17 protein-coding genes are annotated in these 24159 nt (G+C 38.5%); 11 read left to right on the top strand and 6 right to left on the bottom strand.

Going from position 1 to position 24159, the window contains the following annotated elements:
* Positions 1 to 86: 86 nt before the first annotated feature.
* The 9 genes from ABQ275_RS05690 to ABQ275_RS05650 all read left to right on the top strand — a co-directional run bounded on the left by ABQ275_RS05690 (position 87) and on the right by ABQ275_RS05650 (position 17787).
* Complete coding sequence (locus tag ABQ275_RS05690; protein WP_349317306.1) at positions 87 to 3371, top strand: TonB-dependent receptor; 3285 nt, start codon at positions 87 to 89, stop codon at positions 3369 to 3371.
* A gap of 93 nt (positions 3372 to 3464) precedes the next feature.
* A complete protein-coding gene (locus ABQ275_RS05685; protein ID WP_349317305.1) occupies positions 3465 to 5099 on the top strand; it encodes a RagB/SusD family nutrient uptake outer membrane protein in 1635 nt (544 codons plus the stop codon).
* Between the two features lie 69 nt (positions 5100 to 5168).
* Positions 5169 to 6446 (top strand): polysaccharide pyruvyl transferase family protein, encoded by a 1278-nt coding sequence (locus ABQ275_RS05680; RefSeq protein WP_349317304.1) that lies wholly within the window; start codon positions 5169 to 5171, stop codon positions 6444 to 6446.
* Between the two features lie 331 nt (positions 6447 to 6777).
* Complete coding sequence (locus tag ABQ275_RS05675) at positions 6778 to 7362, top strand: RNA polymerase sigma-70 factor (RefSeq protein ID WP_349317303.1); 585 nt, start codon at positions 6778 to 6780, stop codon at positions 7360 to 7362.
* Positions 7363 to 7515: 153 nt separating this feature from the next.
* A complete protein-coding gene (locus tag ABQ275_RS05670) occupies positions 7516 to 8673 on the top strand; it encodes a FecR domain-containing protein (protein WP_349317302.1) in 1158 nt (385 codons plus the stop codon).
* Between the two features lie 135 nt (positions 8674 to 8808).
* Positions 8809 to 12252 carry a SusC/RagA family TonB-linked outer membrane protein gene (locus ABQ275_RS05665; protein ID WP_349317301.1) on the top strand — a complete coding sequence of 1148 codons (3444 nt, stop codon included), beginning with the start codon at positions 8809 to 8811 and terminating at the stop codon, positions 12250 to 12252.
* 27 nt (positions 12253 to 12279) lie between these two features.
* A complete protein-coding gene (locus tag ABQ275_RS05660) occupies positions 12280 to 13722 on the top strand; it encodes a RagB/SusD family nutrient uptake outer membrane protein (RefSeq protein ID WP_349317300.1) in 1443 nt (480 codons plus the stop codon).
* 172 nt (positions 13723 to 13894) lie between these two features.
* Positions 13895 to 15238, top strand: a complete 1344-nt coding sequence (locus tag ABQ275_RS05655; RefSeq protein WP_349317299.1) for a thioredoxin family protein — start codon at positions 13895 to 13897, stop codon at positions 15236 to 15238.
* The gene (locus ABQ275_RS05650) at positions 15214 to 17787 is read left to right on the top strand and encodes a prolyl oligopeptidase family serine peptidase (RefSeq protein WP_349317298.1); all 2574 of its coding nucleotides are present in this window, start codon (positions 15214 to 15216) and stop codon (positions 17785 to 17787) included. The genes ABQ275_RS05655 and ABQ275_RS05650 overlap by 25 nt, the downstream gene beginning before the upstream one ends.
* An 84-nt stretch (positions 17788 to 17871) precedes the next feature.
* Here the strand turns inward: ABQ275_RS05650 and ABQ275_RS05645 are convergent, their stop codons facing one another.
* From ABQ275_RS05645 to ABQ275_RS05620, 6 genes are all read right to left on the bottom strand, one after another.
* Positions 17872 to 18123, bottom strand: coding sequence for a hypothetical protein (locus ABQ275_RS05645; RefSeq protein WP_349317297.1), 252 nt, complete (start codon positions 18121 to 18123; stop codon positions 17872 to 17874).
* 693 nt (positions 18124 to 18816) lie between these two features.
* Positions 18817 to 19632 (bottom strand): IS3 family transposase, encoded by an 816-nt coding sequence (locus ABQ275_RS05640; RefSeq protein WP_349318787.1) that lies wholly within the window; start codon positions 19630 to 19632, stop codon positions 18817 to 18819.
* Between the two features lie 23 nt (positions 19633 to 19655).
* Positions 19656 to 19943, bottom strand: coding sequence for a transposase (locus ABQ275_RS05635; protein ID WP_349314898.1), 288 nt, complete (start codon positions 19941 to 19943; stop codon positions 19656 to 19658).
* Between the two features lie 31 nt (positions 19944 to 19974).
* Complete coding sequence (locus ABQ275_RS05630) at positions 19975 to 20358, bottom strand: hypothetical protein (protein WP_349317296.1); 384 nt, start codon at positions 20356 to 20358, stop codon at positions 19975 to 19977.
* A 12-nt stretch (positions 20359 to 20370) separates the two neighbouring features.
* A complete protein-coding gene (locus tag ABQ275_RS05625; RefSeq protein ID WP_349317295.1) occupies positions 20371 to 20826 on the bottom strand; it encodes a MauE/DoxX family redox-associated membrane protein in 456 nt (151 codons plus the stop codon).
* A gap of 885 nt (positions 20827 to 21711) precedes the next feature.
* Positions 21712 to 22059, bottom strand: coding sequence for an AraC family transcriptional regulator (locus tag ABQ275_RS05620; RefSeq protein ID WP_349317294.1), 348 nt, complete (start codon positions 22057 to 22059; stop codon positions 21712 to 21714).
* Between the two features lie 538 nt (positions 22060 to 22597).
* On the opposite strand from ABQ275_RS05620, the gene ABQ275_RS05615 reads away from it, so the two are divergent.
* The gene (locus ABQ275_RS05615; protein WP_349317293.1) at positions 22598 to 22927 is read left to right on the top strand and encodes a hypothetical protein; all 330 of its coding nucleotides are present in this window, start codon (positions 22598 to 22600) and stop codon (positions 22925 to 22927) included.
* Positions 22924 to 24048, top strand: coding sequence for a hypothetical protein (locus ABQ275_RS05610; RefSeq protein ID WP_349317292.1), 1125 nt, complete (start codon positions 22924 to 22926; stop codon positions 24046 to 24048). Before ABQ275_RS05615 ends, ABQ275_RS05610 begins: the two co-directional genes overlap by 4 nt.
* The last annotated feature ends 111 nt before the right edge of the window (positions 24049 to 24159 follow it).

Raw genomic sequence — 24159 nt, 5'->3', positions numbered from 1 at the left:
TGTTGGAGCACCACCGGCGGATGTTTAGTTATCCTTTTAAGCCACGACTAATGACTCTTAAACATAAAACTAAACCATACAAAGGTATGAAAATAATTGTACATGGTAGATCCATGCATGTATTATCTATTCACAAAGCACTGATGGCTATGAAGCTCACGGTCTTCTTATTAACCGCCTTTTGTTTGCAGGTAAGCGCGGGTGCCTATTCCCAATCGATCAATCTTTCTGAGCGGAATGCGCCCCTGAAAGAAATCTTCCGGGAGATAGAGCGGCAGACAGGCTATACTTTCTTTTATGCCAAAGACCTCCCACAACGATCAAAGAAAGTAACGGTCAATTTACGCAATGCTTCTATAGAAGAAGCATTACGCAAATGCTTTGAAGCGCAACCATTCACCTACAACATTATTAATACCGTCGTTATTGTAAATACAAAAACACCCCCTCCTTCCGCTACAATACCCACCCCGCCGGATGCGCGGGTGGATATACATGGTACCGTTACTGACCAGAATGGAGGACCACTAACCGGTGTAACCGTTATCCTGAAAGGATCACAAACCGGTGCCCTCACAGATGCAAAAGGACATTACACTTTACAGCTGGACGACCTGAAAGGAATCCTGATATTTACCTTCATCGGTTTTGACAGGCAGGAAATACCCATTGATGGCCGTTCTATGGTCGATGTGGTGATGAAACCAAGTGTTTCTTCCCTCAATCAGTTAGTAGTGGTAGGATATGGTTCACAAAAGAAGAAAGATTTAACAGGTGCATTGGCAAGAGTAGATATGGAACAAACCCGCCAGCAACCAAATGTAAACCCCGTTCAGAGCCTCAGGGGCACAGTAGCCGGTGTAACCGTAGTGGATAATGGCAGACCGGGATCAGATGCTTCCATTATTATCAGGGGAAGAAACTCCATTTCTGCCAGCAACAACCCATTAATTGTATTGGATGGTATTATATACGCAGGTGGAAGTTTATCCGACATCAATTCAAATGATATTGAATCCATCGATATCTTAAAGGATGCCAGTTCTTCCGCCATCTATGGCTCCCTGGCGGCAAACGGCGTTATCCTTATCACTACTAAAAAAGGAACAACTACTAAACCGAAAATCACCCTGAACTCCTATTATGGCATTTCCGATTTTGCGCATACACCCGAGTATCTGAATGCCGAACAATATTTAAAAGCGCGTAAAGATGCAGAAGTAGCCGATGGTGGATCGCTTCCTTTTCAGCCTTTGGAAGAAGAAAATATTAAAAAAGGGATTACCATCGATCCGTGGAAAGCCATCAAACAAAATGCACCGGTTTACAGCAATGAGCTGGGTATTTCCGGACGCAGTGATAAAGTAACCTATTACTTTTCGGGCGCTTACACCAGTGTAAAGTCGCCGGTTATGGGTGATAACTTTAGCCGTATCGCCTCCCGGATCAACCTCGATGTAGCCATCACCAACTGGCTGAACATAGGCACCAATACAGGATACAGCGTGAAGGACAATTCAGGGGTAAGGGCCAATTTAGGCGCCGCCAGTATGATAAGCCCCTATGCGGATTTATATTATGATGATGGCGTTCCCCGTCCTCTTCCTATGAACCTGGGTGCGGTAGTCAATCCATTAACACAAACATTGCTCAACGATAATTCCGATATAACAAAAACACTTTTTACCAATACCTATGCGGATGTATCCTTACCACTACCAGGTTTAACTTATAGATTAAACCTGGGATACACGCTGAGAAACCAAAAGGTTTTTAACTATACGCCTTCCTTCAAACGCGAACAGTTTTTTAACCTGGGCAGTGGTAGTAAAAGTTATGCCGAATCCAATAACCTGACCGTAGAAAATATTCTCAAATATGACAGGATGATAGCCAATGACCATGGCATTAACCTCACACTCCTGTATGGCATTTATACCAACAAAAGCGAGAACTCATCATTGAGCAGCAAAAATATCTTTAATGATGTGTTGGGATATAATGCGTTGGAAATCGGTGATAATTTTGCCATCAACACCGATGCAGGTAAAAGCCAGCAAATATCGACCATGGCACGTCTGGGCTATAGGTACAAAGGTAAATATATAGCAGATTTTACGGTGAGACGTGATGGCTATTCCGCCTTCGGACGTGGCAGAAAATATGGCGTTTTCCCCGCAGTTGGTGTAAGCTGGAATGCTTCTGAAGAAAATTTTCTTGCGGATGTAAAGGCATTGAACAATTTAAAATTCCGTGCTTCCTGGGGCAAAAATGGTAACAGAGGTGTAAGCGCCTATTCTTCCCTGAGCAGTTTAGGCCAGGTGAATTATGTGTATGGAGACGGTGGCGCCACGGCGGTAGGACTATATACCACTTCGCTGGGTAACCCGAATTTAGGCTGGGAAACAACTGCCAGTATAAATTTCGGCATTGATTTCAGTGTGCTCTCCAATAGAATTAGTGGCTCCGTTGATTATTACCGGACCCAAACCAAGGACCTCTTATTAAATCAAAGTATTCCAAACATGTCGGGGTTTACTTCGTTCCTGAGAAATATAGGGGAAACGGAAAACAAAGGTTTTGAATTATCCCTGAATACAATCAATATTCAGCAAGGTGGTTTTGTGTGGAATACCAAAGTTGCATTCTCGCTAAACAGAAATAAAATTGTACGGCTTACAGGCAATGATTTAAATAAAGATGGGAAAGATGATGATGATATTAACAACAAATGGTTTATAGGTTATCCGCTTGGTGCAAACTTTGACTATGTCTTCGATGGTATTTACCAGGAAGGCGATGATATGTCATTAATTCCAAGCGCCAAAGCAGGACATATCAGGTTCAAAGATATTGACGGAGATGGCGCCATTACACCCAGAGACAAACAGGTGATCGGATCTAATGAAGCGGATTTTCTAGCGGGTCTCACCAATACATTCTCTTATAAGGGCATATCGCTGATGGTCATTTTCAATATGCGTCGGGGTGGTGAAAGTGCTATCCCTTCCCTCAATCCCGGCACGAATTACTACGATCTGTTTAATACCTTAAATGTTCCCCACTGGACCCCGGAAACGCCCAGCAATATCTACCCGGCTATTAATTACAGGGATCCGTTGGGATACCTCTTTTATCAGAGCAGGGATTTCATACGACTACAGGATATTTCAGTTGCTTATGATTTGCCTCCTTCCCTGCTGGCAAAAATTAAAATGAATGGTATAAAAGTATATGCCAGTGGTAAAAACCTGGTAACCTGGACGCACTGGATGGGCTGGGACCCTGAATTTGGCGCCGGTGACAGAAGTCCGGGCGACAATGGTCCAATACTTAAGACATATACCATAGGTGTGAATATTCAACTTTAAACATTCGGGGACATGAATACTTATATAAGATCAATAATAAAGGATAACTATAATGTGCCTTGCGCAGTTCTCCTATTTATATCCTGTTTTCTTTTGGGAAGTTGTAAAGATTCTTTCCTGGACGAACTCCCGCTGGATAGATTTAGTCCGGAGGTATTGCTGGTTGATTCAGCAGGATTTGAAACAACCCAGGCGGCGCTGTATTATGCTGCCCGGCAGGAAGTAACACTAGGCGGCGTGAACTTCGACTATATGAATTTAGGCACCGATATATGTGATTGGGGGCGGCCGGACAGCAGGGGTTTTAAAGATTATACCCTGCTAAATTCTGAATATGATCCCGTAAATACTTATTGGAACTGGGGATATAAAGACATGATCAGGCAAACTAACCTGATCCTTGATAACCTGGAAGATCCCAGGGCCCGGTTGTCAGCAACAGCAAAAGCAGCTTTCTCAGGACAGGCAAAATTCTTCAGAGCCTATGCCTATAATGTGCTGGTGAATTTATATGGGGGCGTTCCGATTGTAGATCACCAGATTACTGAACCTAAATTTGATTTCCAGCGTGCTACGAAAGTAGAAGTCCTTCAATTTATCAGGAAGGACCTGGAAGAAGCCGGATCAGAGTTGCCTGTTACGGCCAATGAATCAAACGGAAGAATCTATAAAGCAGCCGCCTATCACCTGCTGGCAGAAGTTTATATCAGTTTGGGAATAGAAACAGGAGACGCTTCTTTTTATGACCAGGCCATCGCAGCAGCCAGTAAAGTTATCAACGGAGAAGTAGGCGATTATAAACTAATGACCGCGCGGTTCGGAGACTTAACACGGGAAGGAGATGTTTTTTCCGATCTGTTCTGGACCAATCAACAAAACCGGTCGTCCGGCAACCTGGAAGTAATATGGGCCCTGCAATTTGAAAGCTTTACCATTGGCGGAGGAACAGGCACCGGCGCCGGATCCGGCAATATTCTCGCCCGTTTATGGGGAATGGAGTATGATAAAATCAAGACACCGAATGGTGTTTCCAATATTTCCTCCAGTGAAATGCTGAGAGGTATTGGTGTCATGATCCCGTTGAATTATTTCAAGTACGACATCTGGAACCTGGATGCTAACGACATGAGAAATTCAAAATATAATATCCGGCGGGAATTTTATTATGATAACCCGGCAGATCCGGAATATTATGGCAAAAAAATCCTTACCGGCAGAGATGCCAAAGGCAAGCTGGTTGTGGCAAAAGCAGATGGAACACTTACCAGCCAGGTACTGGATACCACCCGTGGATATTATCCCTGGATCAGGAAAATTGATGGCATTGCTTTCAACAATGATGTAACACTCGGACAAACACCCAATGAAGTGATAAAAATGAGACTGGCAGAAACCTATTTGTTAAGGGCCGAAGCCTACTTCAGAAAGGGAAATCCGGGAGATGCCAAAACAGATATAAATACCGTTAGAAGCCGGGCACACGCCACGCCTATCACTGCCGACCAGGTCAGCATCGACTTTATCCTGGATGAACGCGCCAGGGAACTGGTTATTGAAGAGCCACGCAGAAGAACATTGGTGAGGATGGGTGTATTATACGATCGTGTCCGTAAATACAATCCTTCTTCTGCCGGCACCATCCGGCCCATTAATCTGCTCTGGCCAATACCTCAGAGCGTTATCAACTCCAATACAGGTGCTGTAATAGCACAGAATCCAGGTTATTAAAGCATCCGTCTTTAATGATCAAAGCAGGAAAAACAGGCTATTCATTCAACGCATTTAAAACTATTAAAAATGAACAGGAAACACTTCATACAACAAGCGGCGGCCCTTACATCAGGCGCCCTTTTAATACCTCATATACTGTTAGCAAATAGTAAATCAAATCCGGTTATCCTCCTCGTTTCAGGATGGCAGGATGTAAATATAGGAGACATCGCACACACACCCGGATTGCTGCATGTGCTGCAAACATTCATTCCAAAAGCAAAAATAATTTTGTGGAAGAAAAGCCGCGGAGAAGAAGTAGCAAAAATGCTCCACCGGGATTTCCCCAAAGTAAAAATCATTTATGGAGATGTAGATGCTGATAGAAATGTAGATAACCCTGAAGTACAGGAAGCATTCAAAACGGCAGATATAATGATCCACGGTTCAGGGCCCGCAGTAGTAGGACAAAACAACCTGGAAGCCTGGGTGAAATATTCAAACAAACCATTTGGTATTTACGGAACCACCATACAGTTTATCAATGATCATCTCAAAACCCTGCTCAGGAAAGCATCGTTTATATATACCCGTGAAACAGCTTCCATAAAGAAGCTTCAGGAGGCTGGCATCACCGGAGAACATATATCCTTTGCACCGGATGCTACGTTTTATATGGATATCCAGGATAAAACCAAAGCCGGTAAATTTCTGACAGAAAATAAACTGGAACCGCAAAAGTTTATCTGTGTTATCCCCCGTTTAAGGGTAACGCCCTATTACCAGTTCAGACCCAATAATGCGGGATGGACAGATGAAAAAATCAAAAAGACAAATGAACTAAATGAGAGCAAAAAAGAGGTGGATCATGCCAAGCTGCGCGAAGCCATGATTGCCTGGGTACGTGAAACGGGAAATAAAGTGCTGGTATGCCCTGAAATGACCTACCAGGTAGGTATTATGGACGAGCTATTAATCAATCCGCTACCGGATGATGTAAAACCGCACATCATCAAACGCGGTTACTGGATGCCGGATGAAGCAGCCTCGGTATATGCAAAAGCGCATTCAGTCCTCAGTTTTGAATGTCACTCCCCTATTATCGCAGCAGCCAATGGCATCCCGTTTTTTTATCTGAGGCAACCGGAAGATACCATCAAGGGGCAAATGTATTATGATCTGGGCTTTGATGACTGGGTTTTTGAAATTGAACAAACCAGTGGAAAGCAGATTGCAGCAAGGTTACGGGAGGTATGGCAAAACTACGGTCAGGCCAAAAGTAAAGTAGCTACTGTGATGAAAAGGATAGACAAGATATATGCAGATGGGACAGATTTTGTAAAAGAGGAAATTAAAAAAAGCTGAGAATAAATTATCTTATGTAACATAACCCCGGGCCACCACCCCGGGGTTTTCTGCTTATGGCGATAAGAAATTGGTGAGCAGATAAATTCCACCCACATTACACTCCCTATGCTGAACCGAAGATGATCATGTTAATCAACCTATGATCAGTTTGATCTAATTCAAACATCTCTAATCTAAAATTGAATTCTACTCGTACATATAGGATCAGCATACTACAACTTAACTGACAATCTATCCTAATATAAAGCCCTCTTTGTAGATACCAGGATCATATTAATCAATTACAATGATAGCTGTAATGACCATTAGCTAATGTAAAAAAGGGTTTATGTATCATGTATTGACGGATAAAGAACTACTTACCGCTTACAACAACGGGGATGCTACCGCTTTTAAGGAAATATACGACAGGTATTGGGGCCTGTTGTTTAACCATGCCCGAAGGATGCTTAAAGATCAGGATCTGGCAAGCGATGCCGTTCAGGATGTGTTTATGATGCTGCTCTCTAAATCCCGGCAGGTTGATCAGGTCAAATCCGTTCCCGGTTTTTTATATGGCTGTATGCGTAACAGGATCATTAATGACATGGCGCATGAAAAAGTAAAGGACAACTATGTCAGGTTTCTCCAGCACTATAGCCTGAATGACTTTACAAACATCGAAGAAGAGATTTTCGAAACCCGGGAAGATATAGAAAGGGAACTGCACGAACGCATTGAAGCGGAGATCTCCCTCCTGCCGCCAAAGATGCGAGCCGCATTTGAGCTTGCAAAAAAAGAACACCTCAGTTATAAGGAAATTGCCATAAAAACCGGTACGAGTGAAGGAACCGTCAAGAAACATATCTATACTGCCCTGCGTATTCTCCGTAACAAACTGAACATTTTACTCCCAGGTTCATTTTTTCTATAAATTTAAAAGAATATAACAAATTATATATCAACAACTTACACATTAAAACCTCGAATTCTCCAAAATTTTAATAAAAAAAAGCAAGAATGGACTACCACTAAATGGTACCCATCCTGTACATATTTTTACATCATCAACCCATCAGGCTTAAACATGGAAAAAGAAGAAGCACTAGCATTAATCGCACGTTACCGTAATGGAACCTGCACACCGGAAGAGAAGCTACTGGTCGAGAGCTGGTACCTGGAGATGGCAAAGACTGAGTCCATGCCGGAAGGCCAGCCCGATTTTGAGCAGATTAATGAAAGCATCTGGAATGCACTTATAGATCATGATGCCCGTCTTATTCATAGAAAAAACAAAAGGACCATTCCATTTACCCCGTTAAAGATAGCCGCTGCCGTGCTGGGATTTGTTTTAGCAGCCGGCACGATTTGGTGGTTTCTAAATCCGGTAATTATACCCGACGTACCACAACTCGCTGCAACCGATATAGGGCCTGCCAGTAATAAAGCTATCCTCACCCTTGCAAATGGACAGCAAATCACCTTGGACAGTCTCCACCAGGGTGAACTCTCCAAATTAGCAGGTCTCAGCATTCAACAATCTAAAAATGGAAAGGTTACCTATACCATAACCAAATCTACTATAACCAAATCCGATGAGACAACTGGAGAACAATTGAATACGATCAGTACGCCTAAAGGAGGCCAATATGAAATTGTACTAGAAGACGGTACACACGTCTGGCTGAATGCCGATTCAAAAATCACTTTCCCCCAAAGTTTTACCAAACTAAAAGAAAGGAAGGTAGAACTGATTGGAGAAGCCTATTTCGAAGTAACGAAGAATCCTACAAAACCCTTCACAATTCAGAGTAATGAACAATTGGTAACCGTAACCGGCACACATCTCAATGTATGCTGCTATCCTAAATCTGAAAACATGCAAACTACGCTCGCTGAAGGAAGCGTCGTGGTTTCCCTACCCAAAACCGGGGCACACATAAACCTCTCTCCCGGAAAACAAGCGATAGTTACATCACATGAAATCCTGGTTAAGCAAGTCAATCCAGACGATATCATTGCCTGGAAGGACGGGCTATTCGTTTTCGTCCAAACCCCATTGCAGCAAGTGTTACGAGAAATTAGCCGATGGTACAACGTTGAGGTTGATTACAGCAATATGCCGCAAATAAGTTTCGATGGTGAAATCTCCCGTAAGATTCCGCTATCCGAAGTTTTGAGGTCAATTGAAATCAGCAGCAACATCAAATTAAAGATGGAAGGAAGGAGGATCATGATCAACTAATACAAAACTAACAACACAAACATAATCATTGTAAAAGACTAAAAAACCGGAGTGCTACTAACACCCCGGTTGTAGTCAGGTCTTTTGCATGTCGAGATGAATCAACAATTTTAATTACCTAAACTAACCAAAGATATGAATAATACTATTCATACCGATGCAGCTGCATTTTCTTTTTTCAACAGGAAAATGCCTGTACTCACCCAAAGACAAATTCAATTCATTATAGCCATGAAAATGTTTCTGATACTTCTGGCCATTTCTTTGAGGGTTTCCGCTGCGGCCTATTCGCAGGAAATTACTCTTTCGCTCGAAAAAGCACCCTTACGTGATGTGATGAAATCGATCAGGCAACAAACCGGGTATCAGTTTCTGTTCAAAAGCTCCTATCTTAAAGAAGCTAAGCCAGTAACGATTGACTTACAAAAAGAGAGTGTAAAGGATGTGTTGGAGAAGATTTTTTCGGAGCAACCATTTAGCTACACAATAGAAAATAAAGTCATCATCATACAACCCAAGATTGATAAAAAAAAAGATGACAAATTCACTCCTGAATCAATACTTGATGAGGAAAAACAAATCATCATAAAAGGGAAAGTTATAAACGAAAAAAACGAACCCCTAATTGGGGTGAATGTCAGAGTGAAAAATGGGACAGTTGGAACAACGACCAACCAGAATGGTGAATATTCCATAACCGCAGGGCCAGATGAGACCCTTGTTTTTAGTTATATCGGCTACCTAACACTTGAAAAAAACATCAACCAGCAAAATGAATTAAACATTATACTTATTCAAAAAGACAATCAGTTAGATCAAGTTCAAATTATTGGCTATGGCACGACCACACGCAGGTTGAGTACTGGGAACATTGGAACTATAACTTCAAAAGAAATCCAAGATCAACCCGTTGGGAACCCTTTACTCGCAATGCAAGGCAGGATACCGGGAGTATTTATTAATCAAAACTCCGGACTTCCAGGAGGTGGTATAACAGTTCGGGTTCAGGGCCTGAACTCGATAGGCCAAGGGAATGATCCATTATATATAATTGATGGAGTACCTTATAATTCACAACGGCTCCCAAATCTTGCTTCGCAATTGGGGAATTCAGGGGGAGTGGCAGCCCCGGGCCAGGACATACCTTCAGGCAATCCATTGAGCTATTTAAATCCTGGTGACATAGAAAGCATTGATGTCTTAAAAGACGCAGACGCGACAGCCATTTATGGCTCCCGTGCAGCAAATGGTGCTATTCTGATTACTACCAAACGAGGAAAACCTGGTAAGACAATTTTCGACTTTACAACTCAGCAGGGATATGGTAAAGTCGCAAGTAAGTTAAATTTAATGAATAGGCAGCAATATTTGGAAATGCGGAAAGAGGCATATAAAAATGATGATTTACCTATTCCTACATCAGAAACTATCCCTGACCCTTCAAACTATGACCTAACAGTTTGGGATACGACAAGAAATACCAATTGGCAAAAGGAACTTATTGGAGGAACTGCAAAATATTCTAATTATCAGTTGGCCATTTCAGGAGGAAACGAACAAACTACTTTTAGAATAAGTGGAACCTATAATAGACAAACTACAGTATTTCAAAATGATTTAAATGATTCAAAAGCCGCTATTGGATTCAATTTGAACCATACCACTAATGATCAAAGGTTCAGGACTCAATTTTCAATAAACTATTTAAATGATGACAACCGATTACCAGCTATAGACCAGACAAGAACTGCCATTATCATTCCACCAATTGCACCAAAGATTTTTAATGAAGATGGTAGCTTAAACTGGCAGCGAATCGCTTCAGGAACAGATAGCGTCTCCACTTGGGCAAATCCACTATCAATGATACAAAGTAGGTACAAAAATAAAACTAATAATCTAACAGGGAATCTGTTAATGAGTTATAAAGTACTTGAAGGTTTAGAGATCAAAGGAAGTTTTGGTTATAATTTTGCAAATAATAAAGAGGTTGTTACCTATCCCCTAACGATTAATGCCCCAGAACTTCAATCTATATCCCAACGATATGCGAATTATGGTTATGGCAATATGTCTTCTTGGATATTTGAGCCTCAAATCACATATAATAAGGAGCTCAAAAAGTCTAAAATAGATCTACTAGTTGGTGGAACATTACGTAAAGACATGACTGACAATTTATTGCTCCAGGGTTCTGGCTATATAAGCGACTTGGTTTTGGAAGATATTCGGTCTGCATCATCTTTAAATACCAATTCAACGATTAATTCCATTTATAAATATATAGGAATATTCGGAAGAATAAACTATAACTATGATGAAAAATATATCATTAATCTTAGTGGCAGAAGAGATGGCACCAGTCGTTTCGGATCGAATAACAAATTTCACAACTTTGGTTCTATTGGAGTTGCCTGGCTTTTTAGTAATGAAAATTTCATAAAGGAGATGTTATCTTTTATAAGTTATGGAAAACTAAGAGCGAGTATTGGTACAACAGGAAACGATCAGATAGGGGACTACCAATATATGAGTTTGCTTAATTCACCAATTGGAATTAGTATGCCTTATTTTGGTCAGCGGGCATTAATCCCCAATGGTCACCCAAATCCATCTCTTGCTTGGGAACTTACCAAAAAAATTCAACTAGGAATAGATATTGGCTTTAATAATGACCATTTAATAGTCGGACTTACGTACTTAAGAAATAGATCATCAAACCAACTATTGAGTTATCAACTGCCGATGACTACAGGTTATCCTTATGTACTAAGAAATTTTCCAGCGACCATAGAGAATAATGGTTGGGAAATCAGTATTAATTCAACTAATCTAGCTACAAACAAATTTAAGTGGACTTCTTCATTCAATGTTACTATTCCAAAAAACAAACTAATTGAATTTAAAAACCTAGAAACATCTGTTTATTCAAATACATTAATTGTCGGAGAACCTATTGGTACTGTCCCAGCGTTTAAATTCGCTGGTGTAGACCAGGAAACAGGACTTTATCAATTTTACGACTCAAAAGGAACAGTTACCACTTCACCTTCATACATCACTGATAGAATATACTTCTATAATCCTAATCCTACACTCTATGGAGGTGTACAAAATGAATTTCAGTTCAACAATATATCAATAGATTTTTTGTTTCAGTTCGTTAAACAGGATGGCCAAAATTATCTAACAGGGAATTATCCGGGGGCATTCTATTCAGATCCTACGACAACCTACGGAAATCAACCAACATATGTATTAGATAGATGGCAAGTTTCAAAAGTTAATACGGTAATCCAGAAATATACTACGACCCAACCAGTTTCAGATCTATATGCCCAGTCAAGTAGCTTATCCTTTTCTAATGCAAGCTATATCAGACTAAAAAATGTATCTATTTCCTGGCAATTATTGAAACAAATGAAAATAAAGTCAGTACTAAGAAATAGTAGAATTTTCCTTCAAGGACAAAATTTAATAACAATCACAAACTATAACGGGTTAGATCCAGAAAGTCGATCAATAGCAAATTTACCCCCACTTAAAGTATACACTATGGGGATTCAATTAATATTATAAGAACGGATAACTATTAATACAAATGACATGAAAATAATTAACAATCATATATTATTCATATTGTTGTCAGCAATCCTATTTACTGGCTGCAAAAAATTTGTATCAGTCGATACGCCTATTAACAGTATTAGTGATGAAAATGCATTTAACGATGATAATACTGCCGCTGCCCTACTTAATGGTATATATACAGACCTGAGTTATGGAGATAACTTTTCTACAGTAACAAATACTAGTGTTGCTGCGATATCTATCCTACCCGGGCTATCATCTGATGAATTGAGCCTATGGCCAGGGGTTACCAACACAACACTTTTGGGCTATTACAAAAATGACTTGAGGGCAATCACATTAGGTTCAAATCATTATTGGAATAAACTGTATTACACAATTTTCTTAAGCAATTTTGCAATAAACGGATTATCAACGACAACTAAATTAACACCCTCCATAAAACAGCAGTTATTAGGGGAAGCATTGTTCGTTCGCTCATTTTGTTATTTCTATCTAATAAACTTATATGGAGATGTTCCATTCACAGTAGAAAATAAATATGAAATTACTGCTTCATTAAAACGGACTTCGATGGCAGAAATCTATCAGCAACTCATAAAGGATTTATTGAGTGCAGAAAACCTACTGAACTCTAACTATTTAGACGCACATGGTAATGCCATTTCATATGAAAGAATACGGCCCAATAAAGCAGCTGCAAAAGCATTATTAGCTAGAATCTACTTATATACTGAAGATTATCCAAATGCTGAACTTAAGGCCAATGATATAATAGAAAATAAATATATGTATGATACTGTATCGCTAAATAATGTATTTCTAAAGAACAGCAAGGAAGCAATCTGGCAGCTGCCTTCAGTTAATGGTACTACAAGTCAAAACACTGGAGAAGGACGGCTATTTATTCTACCACAGACCGGCCCCTCTTCTTCATTGCCTATGTTCATAAATCAAAATCTTTTGGATGCGTTTGAGAATGAAGATTTACGAAAATCAAATTGGACCAAACAAATTACGGTGTCAGATAAAGTTTATACATATCCATACAAATATAAAATAGGTAAAGTAAATACACCGACATCAGAATATCTAATGATATTACGTACTGGCGAGCAATATCTTATAAGGGCAGAAGCAAAAGCCAAACAAAATAAACTGGATCAAGCAAAATCAGATCTTAATGTCATCAGAAGACGTGCCGGTTTGCAACCAACCACCGCAAAATTACAACAACAAATACTTGTAGCTATCGCTCACGAGAGGCAGGTTGAACTATTTACAGAATGGGGTCATAGATGGTTGGATCTAAAAAGAACAGGTCAAATAAATGAAGTAATGAGCAAAGTTACTTTGGAAAAAGGGGGGACTTGGGATAGCAAATGGGCTCTATATCCAATTCCTGCCCAGGAAATAAGTCTTGACCCCAATCTAAAACAGAATCCAGGATATGAATAGAAGTTTATAGCCAACAATCCGACTAAATAAAACTCCTATTATACTCCAAAATAATATTTCCAATGAAAATTATTTCAATTGATAATGAATTTTTATTAATGTAAATGATGAGTAATTAAAACGAAATAATAAAACAAAAAACATTCACATTATTTACAACAGTAATATCAAAATGAAGAAAATTAACTTAACTATAATACTTTTATCATTGCATTTTACATTAAATGCGCAAAGTTCGGGAATATCCTTTTCAAGGGGTCTAAGTTGGAATCAAATTTTAGAAAAAGCTAAAATTGAAAAAAAGTTTATATTCTTAGATATTTATGCTACGTGGTGTGGTCCATGCAAAGAAATGGATCGTGAGGTTTATTCACAGCCAATATTAGGTGATTATTTTAATGATAAATTCATATCGATTAAAGTTCAACAAGATACAACAAATGCTGATGATGAATCGACTAAAACATTTAGGAAGGACGCAGAGAATCTAACTAAAAAATACAACGTATCTGTACTTCCTACTTTCCTATTTTTCTCTACAGATGGAGAACTATTACAAAGAGATTTTGGATTTAAAAAAACAAGTGAATTTCTTGAATTGGGAAAACAAGTATTAGATCCAAAGAAGCAGTACTTAACCCTATTAGCTGATTATAAAAATGGCAAAAGAGACTTAGAAAGCATGTTCCTTCTCTTAAATATGGCTAAACAAAATAAAAACAAAACGCTGGTAGACTCAATTGTATTTTCTTGTGGCGAATATTTAGACAAAAAAAATGAATTCGAATTAACTAAAAAAAATAATCTAGTTTTTTATGGATCAAATTCATCCTCCATTTCAAGTGAAGATAGAATTTTCGGTTTAGCAGCAAAAATCCCTAAAAAACTCGATTCTATTATTGGACAAAAAGGATGGGCTAATGACATAAGAGAAATCGTAATCAATAGAGAAGAAATCCAGCCCAATTTGTGGGACGGTTTAAAAGAAAAGAACACGAAGCCAAATTGGAAATTAATGGAATCTACAATTAGTAAAAAGTATTCCGGTATTGATGCAGATTTAATGGTTTTGAAAGCTAAGATTAACTATTACAGAAAAATTGAAAACTGGAGCAAATATATTAAATTTAGAAACCGGTTGAATTCGATTGATCCGCCCAGATCTGAACCAATGGAAATTTTTCTTCGCTACAATGCACCTGCCTGGGATATCTTTTTATATTCTACCGATAGAAGTGCATTAAAGGCAGCACTAAAGTGGAGCGAACATTCTCTCAATCAAGAGCTAAATATTGAAATTAAAATGCAATTCTATGATACTAAATCTAATCTCTTATATAAATTAGGAAGAGAAAGGGAAGCTATCCAACTGGAAAAAAAAGTTATAGAAATCTCAAATGAACTTGGTAAAAGAAGCACTAAAAATGGAAAGGGCCCATTGATAGATGATTATTTACTAAACCTCAAAAAAATGAAATTAAATCAACCCACATGGCCTGTTCAGAAAAATCGCTAGCACATATACTCCAAACGATCATACTTGCGATAAGTATACTTTTAAGTACAAACACATATGGTCAAAAGCCCAAGCTTGACTCTACAGTATTTGAAAGCTGGCCTACACTAATAGGAATTACACAGGTAAGCGGAGATGGAAAATTTATAGCTTATACGGAAAGTCACAAAAGTCTAGGGCAATTAAGCTACATTATCAAGTCCATAGATGGATCATGGGAAAAAAGGTTTCAAAATATAAAGCTTTTCCAATTTACATTATCCAGCAAGTTCATCACAATATACAATACAGGAGATAGTATCATAATCCTTAAACTAGGTGGAAAAGAACATAGTATCATTACAAACGTAACTAGTTGCGAAGTCCTAAAAGACCATGACCATGAATATTTAGCGTATCAACAAGCAGGGATCAGTAAGAATTTTTTTTTATTAGATTTTGAATCCTTTAAAACATGGGTATATCCAAATATTGAAGCAATATCCTATAGTGAAAATAACGCTACCATTATATTGAAAAGGAATATGCTTGGAAAAGAATCATTGTCTTGGCTGAATTTAAATAATAAAAAAGAATCAAAATTTTGGGAAGGGGTCAAGGTTTCCGATATAACAATAGACCCTAAAGGAAATCAGATTGCATTTATAACGGAAGATGGGATAAAAACAATTTGGAACTATAAAAAAAACACTTCGAAATGTATCAATTTACTATCAAATGACTCAATAAATGGGATTTTGAAATACAATAATTCTACGGACCTATTATTTATTAAGCTGGCAGGCAGAATAAATGAAAATGAAGCAGAATCTCCATTGGTTGATATATGGAGGTATTCGGATATCGATTTGTCAAACCCATCTGGAAGAGTAAAATTTCCTAAAAGCTATATTGCATCTTTAGAAATAAAAAGTTCAAAATTAGTAATCTTGCAGGGAGACAATGAGAAACTTACATTGTTCGATAAATCCATTTATGACTATGCCTTATTGACATTAAGTAAAGGTGATCAAAGGGAATTATTTTGGAACAATAAAGTTGTTAGTCAAAATTTTATCATCAACTGTAGAACTGGCGATAGAATACCAACAGAAATTGAATATATATGGGGTATATCTCCAGATGGGAATTACTTCTTGGGAACTGACTCATTACAGAATAAATTGCTCTCACTAAACCTATTAAATGGAATTACAAGAAATCTTTTGGATAAGGTTCCAGATATATACAAGGAAAACAACAATTTACCAACTACGATTGTGTGGTTTAGTGCCTGGTTGCCAAATAAAAAATCAATACTAATTCATGACAAATATGATATATGGGAGGTAAAACTTAACGGAGATAAAGTCCCTTATTGTTTGACTGGAAAACAAGGTAGAAATAACAAGATCCAATTTAGCATCATTAATATTCATTCCAATTCAATAATTATCAATGATGAGTCTATTCTAGGGAGTGCTTTTGAAGAAAAAACTAAAAGGAATTGTATTTTTATGTTGAATCCAAAAGCACCACCTAAAATTAAATCACTGGCTTTAGAAGATGTCTTTACCTATGACGACAATAATACAGACTACACCAGTTTTACACCTATAAAAGCAGATAAAAGTAACCTTTGGGTAGTGAGAAGAGAAACGGCAATGAAAAGTCCTAACTTGTATTACACTACAGATTTTAAAAATTACAAAGAAATTTCGAGTATATATCCTGAGTTAAACTATAACTGGTTAACCAGTGAACTAGTTAATTATTATACATCCTTAAATGATACTTATCAGGGAATAATTTACAAACCGCAAAATTTTGATTCAACCAAAAAGTATCCGGTTATTATCCATTTTTACGAACAAAAATCGAATCAACTTAATGTTTATCAAAAGCCTATCGCCACTGGTGACAACCTAAATATACCATGGTATGTAAGTCGAGGCTATATCGTTTTTACACCAGATGTAAAATATTCCGAAGGTGATCCCGCCAAAAGCGGGTATAAGCAGATCATTGCCGCCGCACAATTCATATCAAAAAAAAGCTGGGTCGATTCCTCTAAGATTGGCATTCAAGGTCATAGTTATGCTGCATATATGATAAATTATGTTGTCAGTCATTCTAAAATATTTGCAGCAGCTATCTCAAGCGATGGGGTTTCTAATATAGTTTCAAATTACTTGCAAACCTACAAAGGAAGGGGATTTCAATATTTTTATGAAAGAGGCCAGGGAAATTTAATAAAAAACATGTGGGAGGCAAAAAATCTTTATACTGAAAGTTCACCAGTTCTGGAGGCAGAGAATGTAACTACTCCACTACTTCTTGTTCATGGGAAAAAAGATGAAATTGTTAAAGTAGATCAAAGCGTTAGCTTTTTTTTAGCCTTAAGAAGGTTAAAAAAGGAGGTGTGGCTACTGCAATATAATAATGAACCTCATGTAATAATGAAGGATAGAGCCAGAATAGACTATACCAAAAGAATGGATCAATTTTTTGATTATTTTTTATTGGGCAAAGATTGTCCCAAATGGATGTTAGGAGTAGGTGGTAATTAAAGTAATATTTTAAATTATATAAAACTATATAGAAAAAACGGATTCAAAATCAATTGAATCCGTTTTGTAATTTGATTATTACGTTTATTGTTTGTCAACAATATAACGCAAAGTTGTACATGCTAAGCCGGATGTTGCATTACAATACTTTTGTAAGCTTGTAGTTTGGGTTGAGACAGCCAAATCATTGATAGGAACAGTACAAACCTGGCCGGATGGGCTTGGTATTGATCCATCATCATTGAAACAATAGATAGTAGAACCCCTGCTTGCAAATGCTAAAGAAACGGCAACAAAACCAAATACGCCAATGGCGCTAAATACTAACTTTTTCATATTAAATAGATTTTATAAAGAAAGATTATTGCCTACTATTTTATTAGGGTTTTCGGCTTTTCCCTGTTCCCCGGAGAAATTTATTTAATTATATATAATACATCAAGGAAAAAAAATAACAAGATACTTTATTACGAAATTAATAAGGCCTTTATCAGCATACGTTTATTTAAATGTTTTGGCTATAAAACAATTGCCATTAGATAATATATCGCAGAATCTAAGTGAATCAACCTTTGCTGAATATCTGTAGTTATAAATTACGCTATCACATAAACCGGCAGTAGTTCCATTTCCATGGCAGTAAATCGTGGCACTTTTTAGATTGAATGCCAAACAAGAAATCACAAGTATTGTAATTATAAATGGGCTCAGATATACCTTATTTTTTTTCATCTAAGATCCTTTAAGGAACAAACCATTTTTACAATTTAATCGAGGCTTCTAGTTGATTTAAGCTAATTGCACCTAAGTATGCACTATTCAATTTTTTGTCTCTTAGATAGATACCTAAAAATGGAACACTAGGAGGCCTGAAATATTTGGTGGTAATGTACCCAGTATCGATACCAACTATTATATATAATGGTCCCCAATGTCAGGACCGATAATTTGTCGATCTAAGCTTTATCAAGTGCTTACAAAATAGATGCGCTTGCGCATCTGTTTTGTAAGCACCAGCCCCACCAGGGGCTAGGCAGCAATCGTTTTATAAAGATCCGCTGGCGTTTTGTATCCCAGTGATTGATGGAAGCGCGCCGTATTATAAAACTCAAAGTACTGTTGCAATCCTTGATACAAACTTACTCCGTCTTCGTATACGTTCAAATAAATATTTTCATATTTAACACTTTTCCATAACCGCTCAATGAAAATATTATCAATCGCTCTGCCCTTCCCATCCATACTGATCTGTATTTCATGATTTTTCAGCATGCCGGTAAATATCTCGCTGGTGAATTGGCTCCCTTGATCAGTATTGAATATTTCAGGTTTACCACTTGTCGTTATTGCTTCTTCAACTACGCTTTTACACCAGTCTGCGGTCATCGTATTACTGACACTCCAATTTACTACGTACCGGGTATGCAAATCAATTACCGCACAAAGGTACATGAAGCCTTTACGCATAGGCACATAAGTAATGTCTGTTGCCCATACCTGATTGGCCCTCGTAATCGCTAACCCTTTAAGTAGATAGGGGTATACCTTATGCGATGTATTCGGATCACTCGTACCTGGTCTTTTATATAGTGTCTCCCAGCCCATTAGCTGCATTAGGCGGCGAAGCCGCTTGCGGTTGACGAAATATCCCAGGCCACGCAACCAGATCTTTAACTTCCGTTCCCCGAAAAACGGGGTCTTATAGTACTGCTCATCAAGCAAGCGCATAATGGTCATATTCTCCTCCGTTTCGGCAAGCGGTTGGTAGTACAATCCACTGCGATGCAGGCTTAATAACCTACATTGTTGCCGAACACTTATCAATGGATTTGAAGATTCAATCATTCCCCTACGGGAGACTAATGACTTCAACGCAACTTTTTTTTCAAAAAATCATTCTCCACCTTTAACTGACCAATTTGGGCATATAGTTTCTCCATTTGGGCCTCCTGGTCTTCACTAGTGCTTGTGGGAGTATCAGAGTCAAATGCTCCAGCCAATTTCGCGGCCGCCTCCCGCTTCCACGTGTTTATTTGTGTTGGGTGTAATTCATACTTCTTCGCCAGCTCCTCAATTGTGCTGCGCTCCTTGAGGGCTTCTAATACTACTTTTGCTTTGAAGTCCCCGGTAAATTTACGTCTGCTCTTTTTTGTCATTACTTGGCAATTTAAGATGATTTTTTATATCTTAAATACCGGACCTTTTTTCGGGGACCATTATAATATTCTTATGTTTATCTAGATCAAAAAGTTTACAAAAGCCTCTTAATTCTTCAAAATCCCCGTTTGTAACTAAACAAAATTGCACATCTTTAAATTTGCTAATATTATTTACGATTCTCCTTGTTTCCATTCTGCAATATGGACATCCAGGAGAAAAATAGAATAGGACAATGGGCTTTCCCGCATCAAATTCAGCAGTATTAAAAAAACTAGTGCTATCGCTCAATAAAATATTAAAGATCGGCAGATTCTCGCCTTCCTTACCAGTAATTACAGGCTTTACATCTGGCTTTGTACAACTACCAATTCCGACCCCGAAAAATATTAAGGCAAAAACAAAACGGTTCATAGTTTGTAGTTATTAACGGCTATATTTTAATCTCCCTTGATTAATTTCTTTAATAGGGAATCTGCTTGCTAATATTGCTATAACCCCGATGAGAACAAAAAAGAGATTGAATAAAAGGTGTTGTGGCCAAGTGAGATTCTGTAGGAAGCCACCACATGTACAAGGCAAATGGCTAAAAAATTTCATCATGTATGCAACATACATAGTAAACCCTATCATTAATCCGGTACTTAAATATAGACCTATCCTTCTAGTTCTCGGAACAAAAACGACAAGTGCAATAATAATTTCAGAAACAGGCAAAAGCCATGTAACTATACCAGAAAATGGACTGATTACTGGCATCACAGCCATTTGCTCTCTTGTCAAATCATATTGCATCAGTTTTGAAATTGCCGTATAAAGTAACAAACATATGTAGAGCAAAGGGATACCTTCCCCAAGAATCCACTGCCTAATTTTGTTCATATTATAAACATTAATTACAAGAAGTATTGTTCAAAAATTAAGTTTGGAACAGATATTAAAATTCAATTAGTAGGCGCCACAAAATTCAATTTTCTACAGGTAAGGTTCTGCACTGCATTGCAATATCGAAGGTCACCTGTATTGTAAATTGTTATTTTTAAATCCGATATTGGTATGTTACAAACCATTCCGGCAGGGCTTGGAACTGCTCCATCAGGGCTGAAGCAATAAATTAGATCATAGGGGCTAGTAAAAGCCATGGAGATTATAACGATACACATCACACCAGCTGCGTTAAAAATTAGCTTTTTCATATGGTATTGTATTTTAATTAATATTTTACAAAGACCCTATTTGTTGCTATCTTCTCTTTGTATCACTATTACAATTTGAAATTGACATTACTTTTTACGGTACCTTAATAAAGATTTGGAAATCAAAATTTCATGGATAGAAACAATGAATCTACTAGTTCTACAAATCTTAAAACTGTACATTGATAGGCAAGCGGCACCTTGCAAGTGGCTGGCCTGCTCAAATTACAGGATACCTACCGCTACCTATTATAAAAAAAGCAAGAAATTGAAAGGCACAGCACTTCTTCAATGGGTTACTTAAAAAGTAACGATCATTTGTTGCATGCACATTCCATGCGCTATCTTAGATTGGATAGCAGGAATTACAGTGCTAAAATTTTTAAAAATCCGGTCTGAGGGTAAACTGTGTCTTTAATTGGCTATAGATTATACACCTGGGCTAAAGTTATTTTGAGTGTTTTCTTAAATCCTAATACGGGTCGTTGGTCACAAGGCGTTTTCATCTAATCCTTCTACTAAATTAAAACTTTAAAAAATACTAACCAAAGGAAAAGTGCGATCAAATCTGTTATTTTTCACTGCGTTTCTTCTTCAGCGAAATCAAACCCGGTGGCTTACTAAATACGTATTGAAATGCCCTGGTGAAATTCGTTGCATTCCGGTAGCCCAATTTGCGCGCCACCAGCTTGACCATCATGCCATCCTCCAATAAAGCTTTGGCGTACTCCATAGAAATATCGCGGTGGTATTCATATATGGTAATCTGGAAGCAAAATTTGAAACCAAGCCGAAGTGACGTTTCACTTAGCCCTGAAGTCCTCATTAATTGTTCTATGGTCAGGCCATGCCCTGCATTGCATTCAAGATAGGCTTTAACCAGGCAGAATGCCGCTATTTGGGTTCTGGATAGGTTCATTTGAAGATTATCTGAGGGTGAGTGTATGAATTAATTTAGGTTAAGACGATACAACTATGGCAGCAAAAACGCTATTTTAAATAAATAGGAATTTACTAAACTCCAGCTGAATAATAATAGCAGTAGTAAAAATCATGAATTTGTGTACCGATTCGAGAAATTTAAGTAATGATGAGGTATTCATTGGAAATACGAATGAGGTGTGACGAACTTACGAAAGCAAGAAGTTGGTTGCTGCTGACAATTGGCTTCGATGGATTATATGATGACTAAGATGACGATACAATCCAGGGTGCAGTTATTACCTGATTCTCATATCAGGTGTATAATACTGGCAAATTCATTTTATTAATAAAGGCGCCACCTACTGATGTATAATGTTTTATGCCATCAGCTATATTTTGATTTGAAATTTATTTGTATCTGAAAGCTGCTTCTCTTAATAACTATATAATTACTGTTTGTTGTTATCCCCTGTCAGCTTAACTTTGAGCTGAGAAGCATATATTTTTTTTCTTACCCCATCAACCCCACTTTTATGAGAAAGCTATTTCTGTACATGGCATTGGTAACGCTATTACTGGCCTGTAAAAAACTTCCATTCCCATGGTCTGATCATTCCCCGGAAAACATTGATCTGAAGATCACAGATATGAAAGGTAATACATTGGAAACTGTATTTTCGGGACTCACAATCAAACTATCCTCACCGGAATTTGTAGCATGGAACAAGCAAGGACTGCTTAAAAAAGCAGCTAAATTTTATTTTGATAAACAGGAAGTTCCCATAAAAGATGCGCAGGACGACTATATACTGTTAGACCTCTGCCCATACTATACCAGATTGATACGGCGCGTCTGGGGATGAACCTGTACCTCAATGGCCGGTACTATGAATTATGCCGGGCCTGCATACTTTACAGACCTACCGTAACCGGCACCGTGCTGGCAGGCGGTCCCTCATCTTCATTGTTCACACTTCCTGCGGAGATGATAACAGATGCAGCGGGAAATATTTATATAATCGATCAGCGGGCTACACACGATGTTGTATTGAAAGTAACACCGGATGGTGTAGTAACTACCTTTGCCGGCGGCGCCAATGAATTTGGCCGCTTAATGGGTATGGGCCTTGATGCCGTCAGGGGATTACTATATGTAGCAGATGCCACCAGTCAACAGGTGAAAGCTATCAACTTCAGCGCCCCCGCTACCATTACAATACTGGCCGGAAGCGGTACTGCCGGTAATGCAGACGGTACAGGCGCTGCAGCATCCTTCCGTTTTGGTGCGCAGCTGGTGAGTAATTTCGGCTCTTCAGAAACCGGCCAGGGGTTAGTAGTAGATGCAGCAGGCAATGTAATTGTAGGTGATAATTCACCTGATGCGCCTTTTGCTTCACAATTGAGGAAGATCACACCCGCAGGTGTGGTAACAACTGTTGCAGGCAGTGTAATCCGCCCCACCAATCAAGCAGAGGCGGCTTCTCCTTCCGGCATTGCTGTAAATGCAGCCAACGATCTTTTGTATGTGGGTGGCAGCTCAGGTTTTTTTCAGGGTATTACAAAGATCACATCAACCGGCACTGCTTCCAGGCTTGCAGGCCATATTACTTTTGAAGGGCTGCATGACGGATTGGGTGCGATCGCGCAGTTTTCCTACCCCAAAGCTATTCATTACCAGTTCCCTTATTACTATGTAGCAGATGGCACCAATGGTGCGTTACGCAGGGTAAGCGCAGATGGAAATGTAATCACACTGGCTGGTGTAGGACATTTCCTGACACCCACCTTTTGCAGTTGCCCGGATGCAGGCCCTGTGAGCGGCAGTTATGTAATGCCATGGTTGGGTTTAACTACAGATACCTATGAACTACTGGCCCGGAACATTAAGATGAACCAGGCAGGTGGTGTGGCCGCTGTAAACGGGGGATTGATCTATGTGGCAGATTACGGGTATAAATGTATCTGGAAGATTACGATCAGGTAGTACTTTTAAAATACAAGACGGTTCATCAGCGTTATATGAAGTCACACCTATTGCGGTTATTATATAACGCTGAGAAAACCGGCTTTCATTCTACCTGGTACCTGATGTTTT

Source organism: Chitinophaga sp. MM2321 (assembly GCF_964033635.1).
Taxonomy (GTDB): domain Bacteria; phylum Bacteroidota; class Bacteroidia; order Chitinophagales; family Chitinophagaceae; genus Chitinophaga.
Note: the sequence above shows the minus strand (reverse complement) of the source record. Positions and strands in the feature narration are given on the sequence as shown.

Excerpts from the sequence above, each read along its gene's own strand:
- ABQ275_RS05630 (WP_349317296.1), bottom strand. The coding sequence starts at position 20,358 with ATGAACCGTTTTGTTTTTGCCTTAATATTTTTCGGGGTCGGAATTGGT.
- ABQ275_RS05690 (WP_349317306.1), top strand. The coding sequence starts at position 87 with ATGAAAATAATTGTACATGGTAGATCCATGCATGTATTATCTATTCAC.
- ABQ275_RS05640 (WP_349318787.1), bottom strand. The coding sequence starts at position 19,632 with ATGATTGAATCTTCAAATCCATTGATAAGTGTTCGGCAACAATGTAGG.
- ABQ275_RS05610 (WP_349317292.1), top strand. The coding sequence starts at position 22,924 with ATGAACCTGTACCTCAATGGCCGGTACTATGAATTATGCCGGGCCTGC.
- ABQ275_RS05675 (WP_349317303.1), top strand. The coding sequence starts at position 6,778 with ATGTATCATGTATTGACGGATAAAGAACTACTTACCGCTTACAACAAC.
- ABQ275_RS05645 (WP_349317297.1), bottom strand. The coding sequence starts at position 18,123 with ATGAAAAAGTTAGTATTTAGCGCCATTGGCGTATTTGGTTTTGTTGCC.
- ABQ275_RS05620 (WP_349317294.1), bottom strand. The coding sequence starts at position 22,059 with ATGAACCTATCCAGAACCCAAATAGCGGCATTCTGCCTGGTTAAAGCC.
- ABQ275_RS05650 (WP_349317298.1), top strand. The coding sequence starts at position 15,214 with ATGGCCTGTTCAGAAAAATCGCTAGCACATATACTCCAAACGATCATA.
- ABQ275_RS05680 (WP_349317304.1), top strand. The coding sequence starts at position 5,169 with ATGAACAGGAAACACTTCATACAACAAGCGGCGGCCCTTACATCAGGC.
- ABQ275_RS05655 (WP_349317299.1), top strand. The coding sequence starts at position 13,895 with ATGAAGAAAATTAACTTAACTATAATACTTTTATCATTGCATTTTACA.
- ABQ275_RS05660 (WP_349317300.1), top strand. The coding sequence starts at position 12,280 with ATGAAAATAATTAACAATCATATATTATTCATATTGTTGTCAGCAATC.
- ABQ275_RS05625 (WP_349317295.1), bottom strand. The coding sequence starts at position 20,826 with ATGAACAAAATTAGGCAGTGGATTCTTGGGGAAGGTATCCCTTTGCTC.
- ABQ275_RS05615 (WP_349317293.1), top strand. The coding sequence starts at position 22,598 with ATGAGAAAGCTATTTCTGTACATGGCATTGGTAACGCTATTACTGGCC.
- ABQ275_RS05670 (WP_349317302.1), top strand. The coding sequence starts at position 7,516 with ATGGAAAAAGAAGAAGCACTAGCATTAATCGCACGTTACCGTAATGGA.
- ABQ275_RS05665 (WP_349317301.1), top strand. The coding sequence starts at position 8,809 with ATGAATAATACTATTCATACCGATGCAGCTGCATTTTCTTTTTTCAAC.
- ABQ275_RS05635 (WP_349314898.1), bottom strand. The coding sequence starts at position 19,943 with ATGACAAAAAAGAGCAGACGTAAATTTACCGGGGACTTCAAAGCAAAA.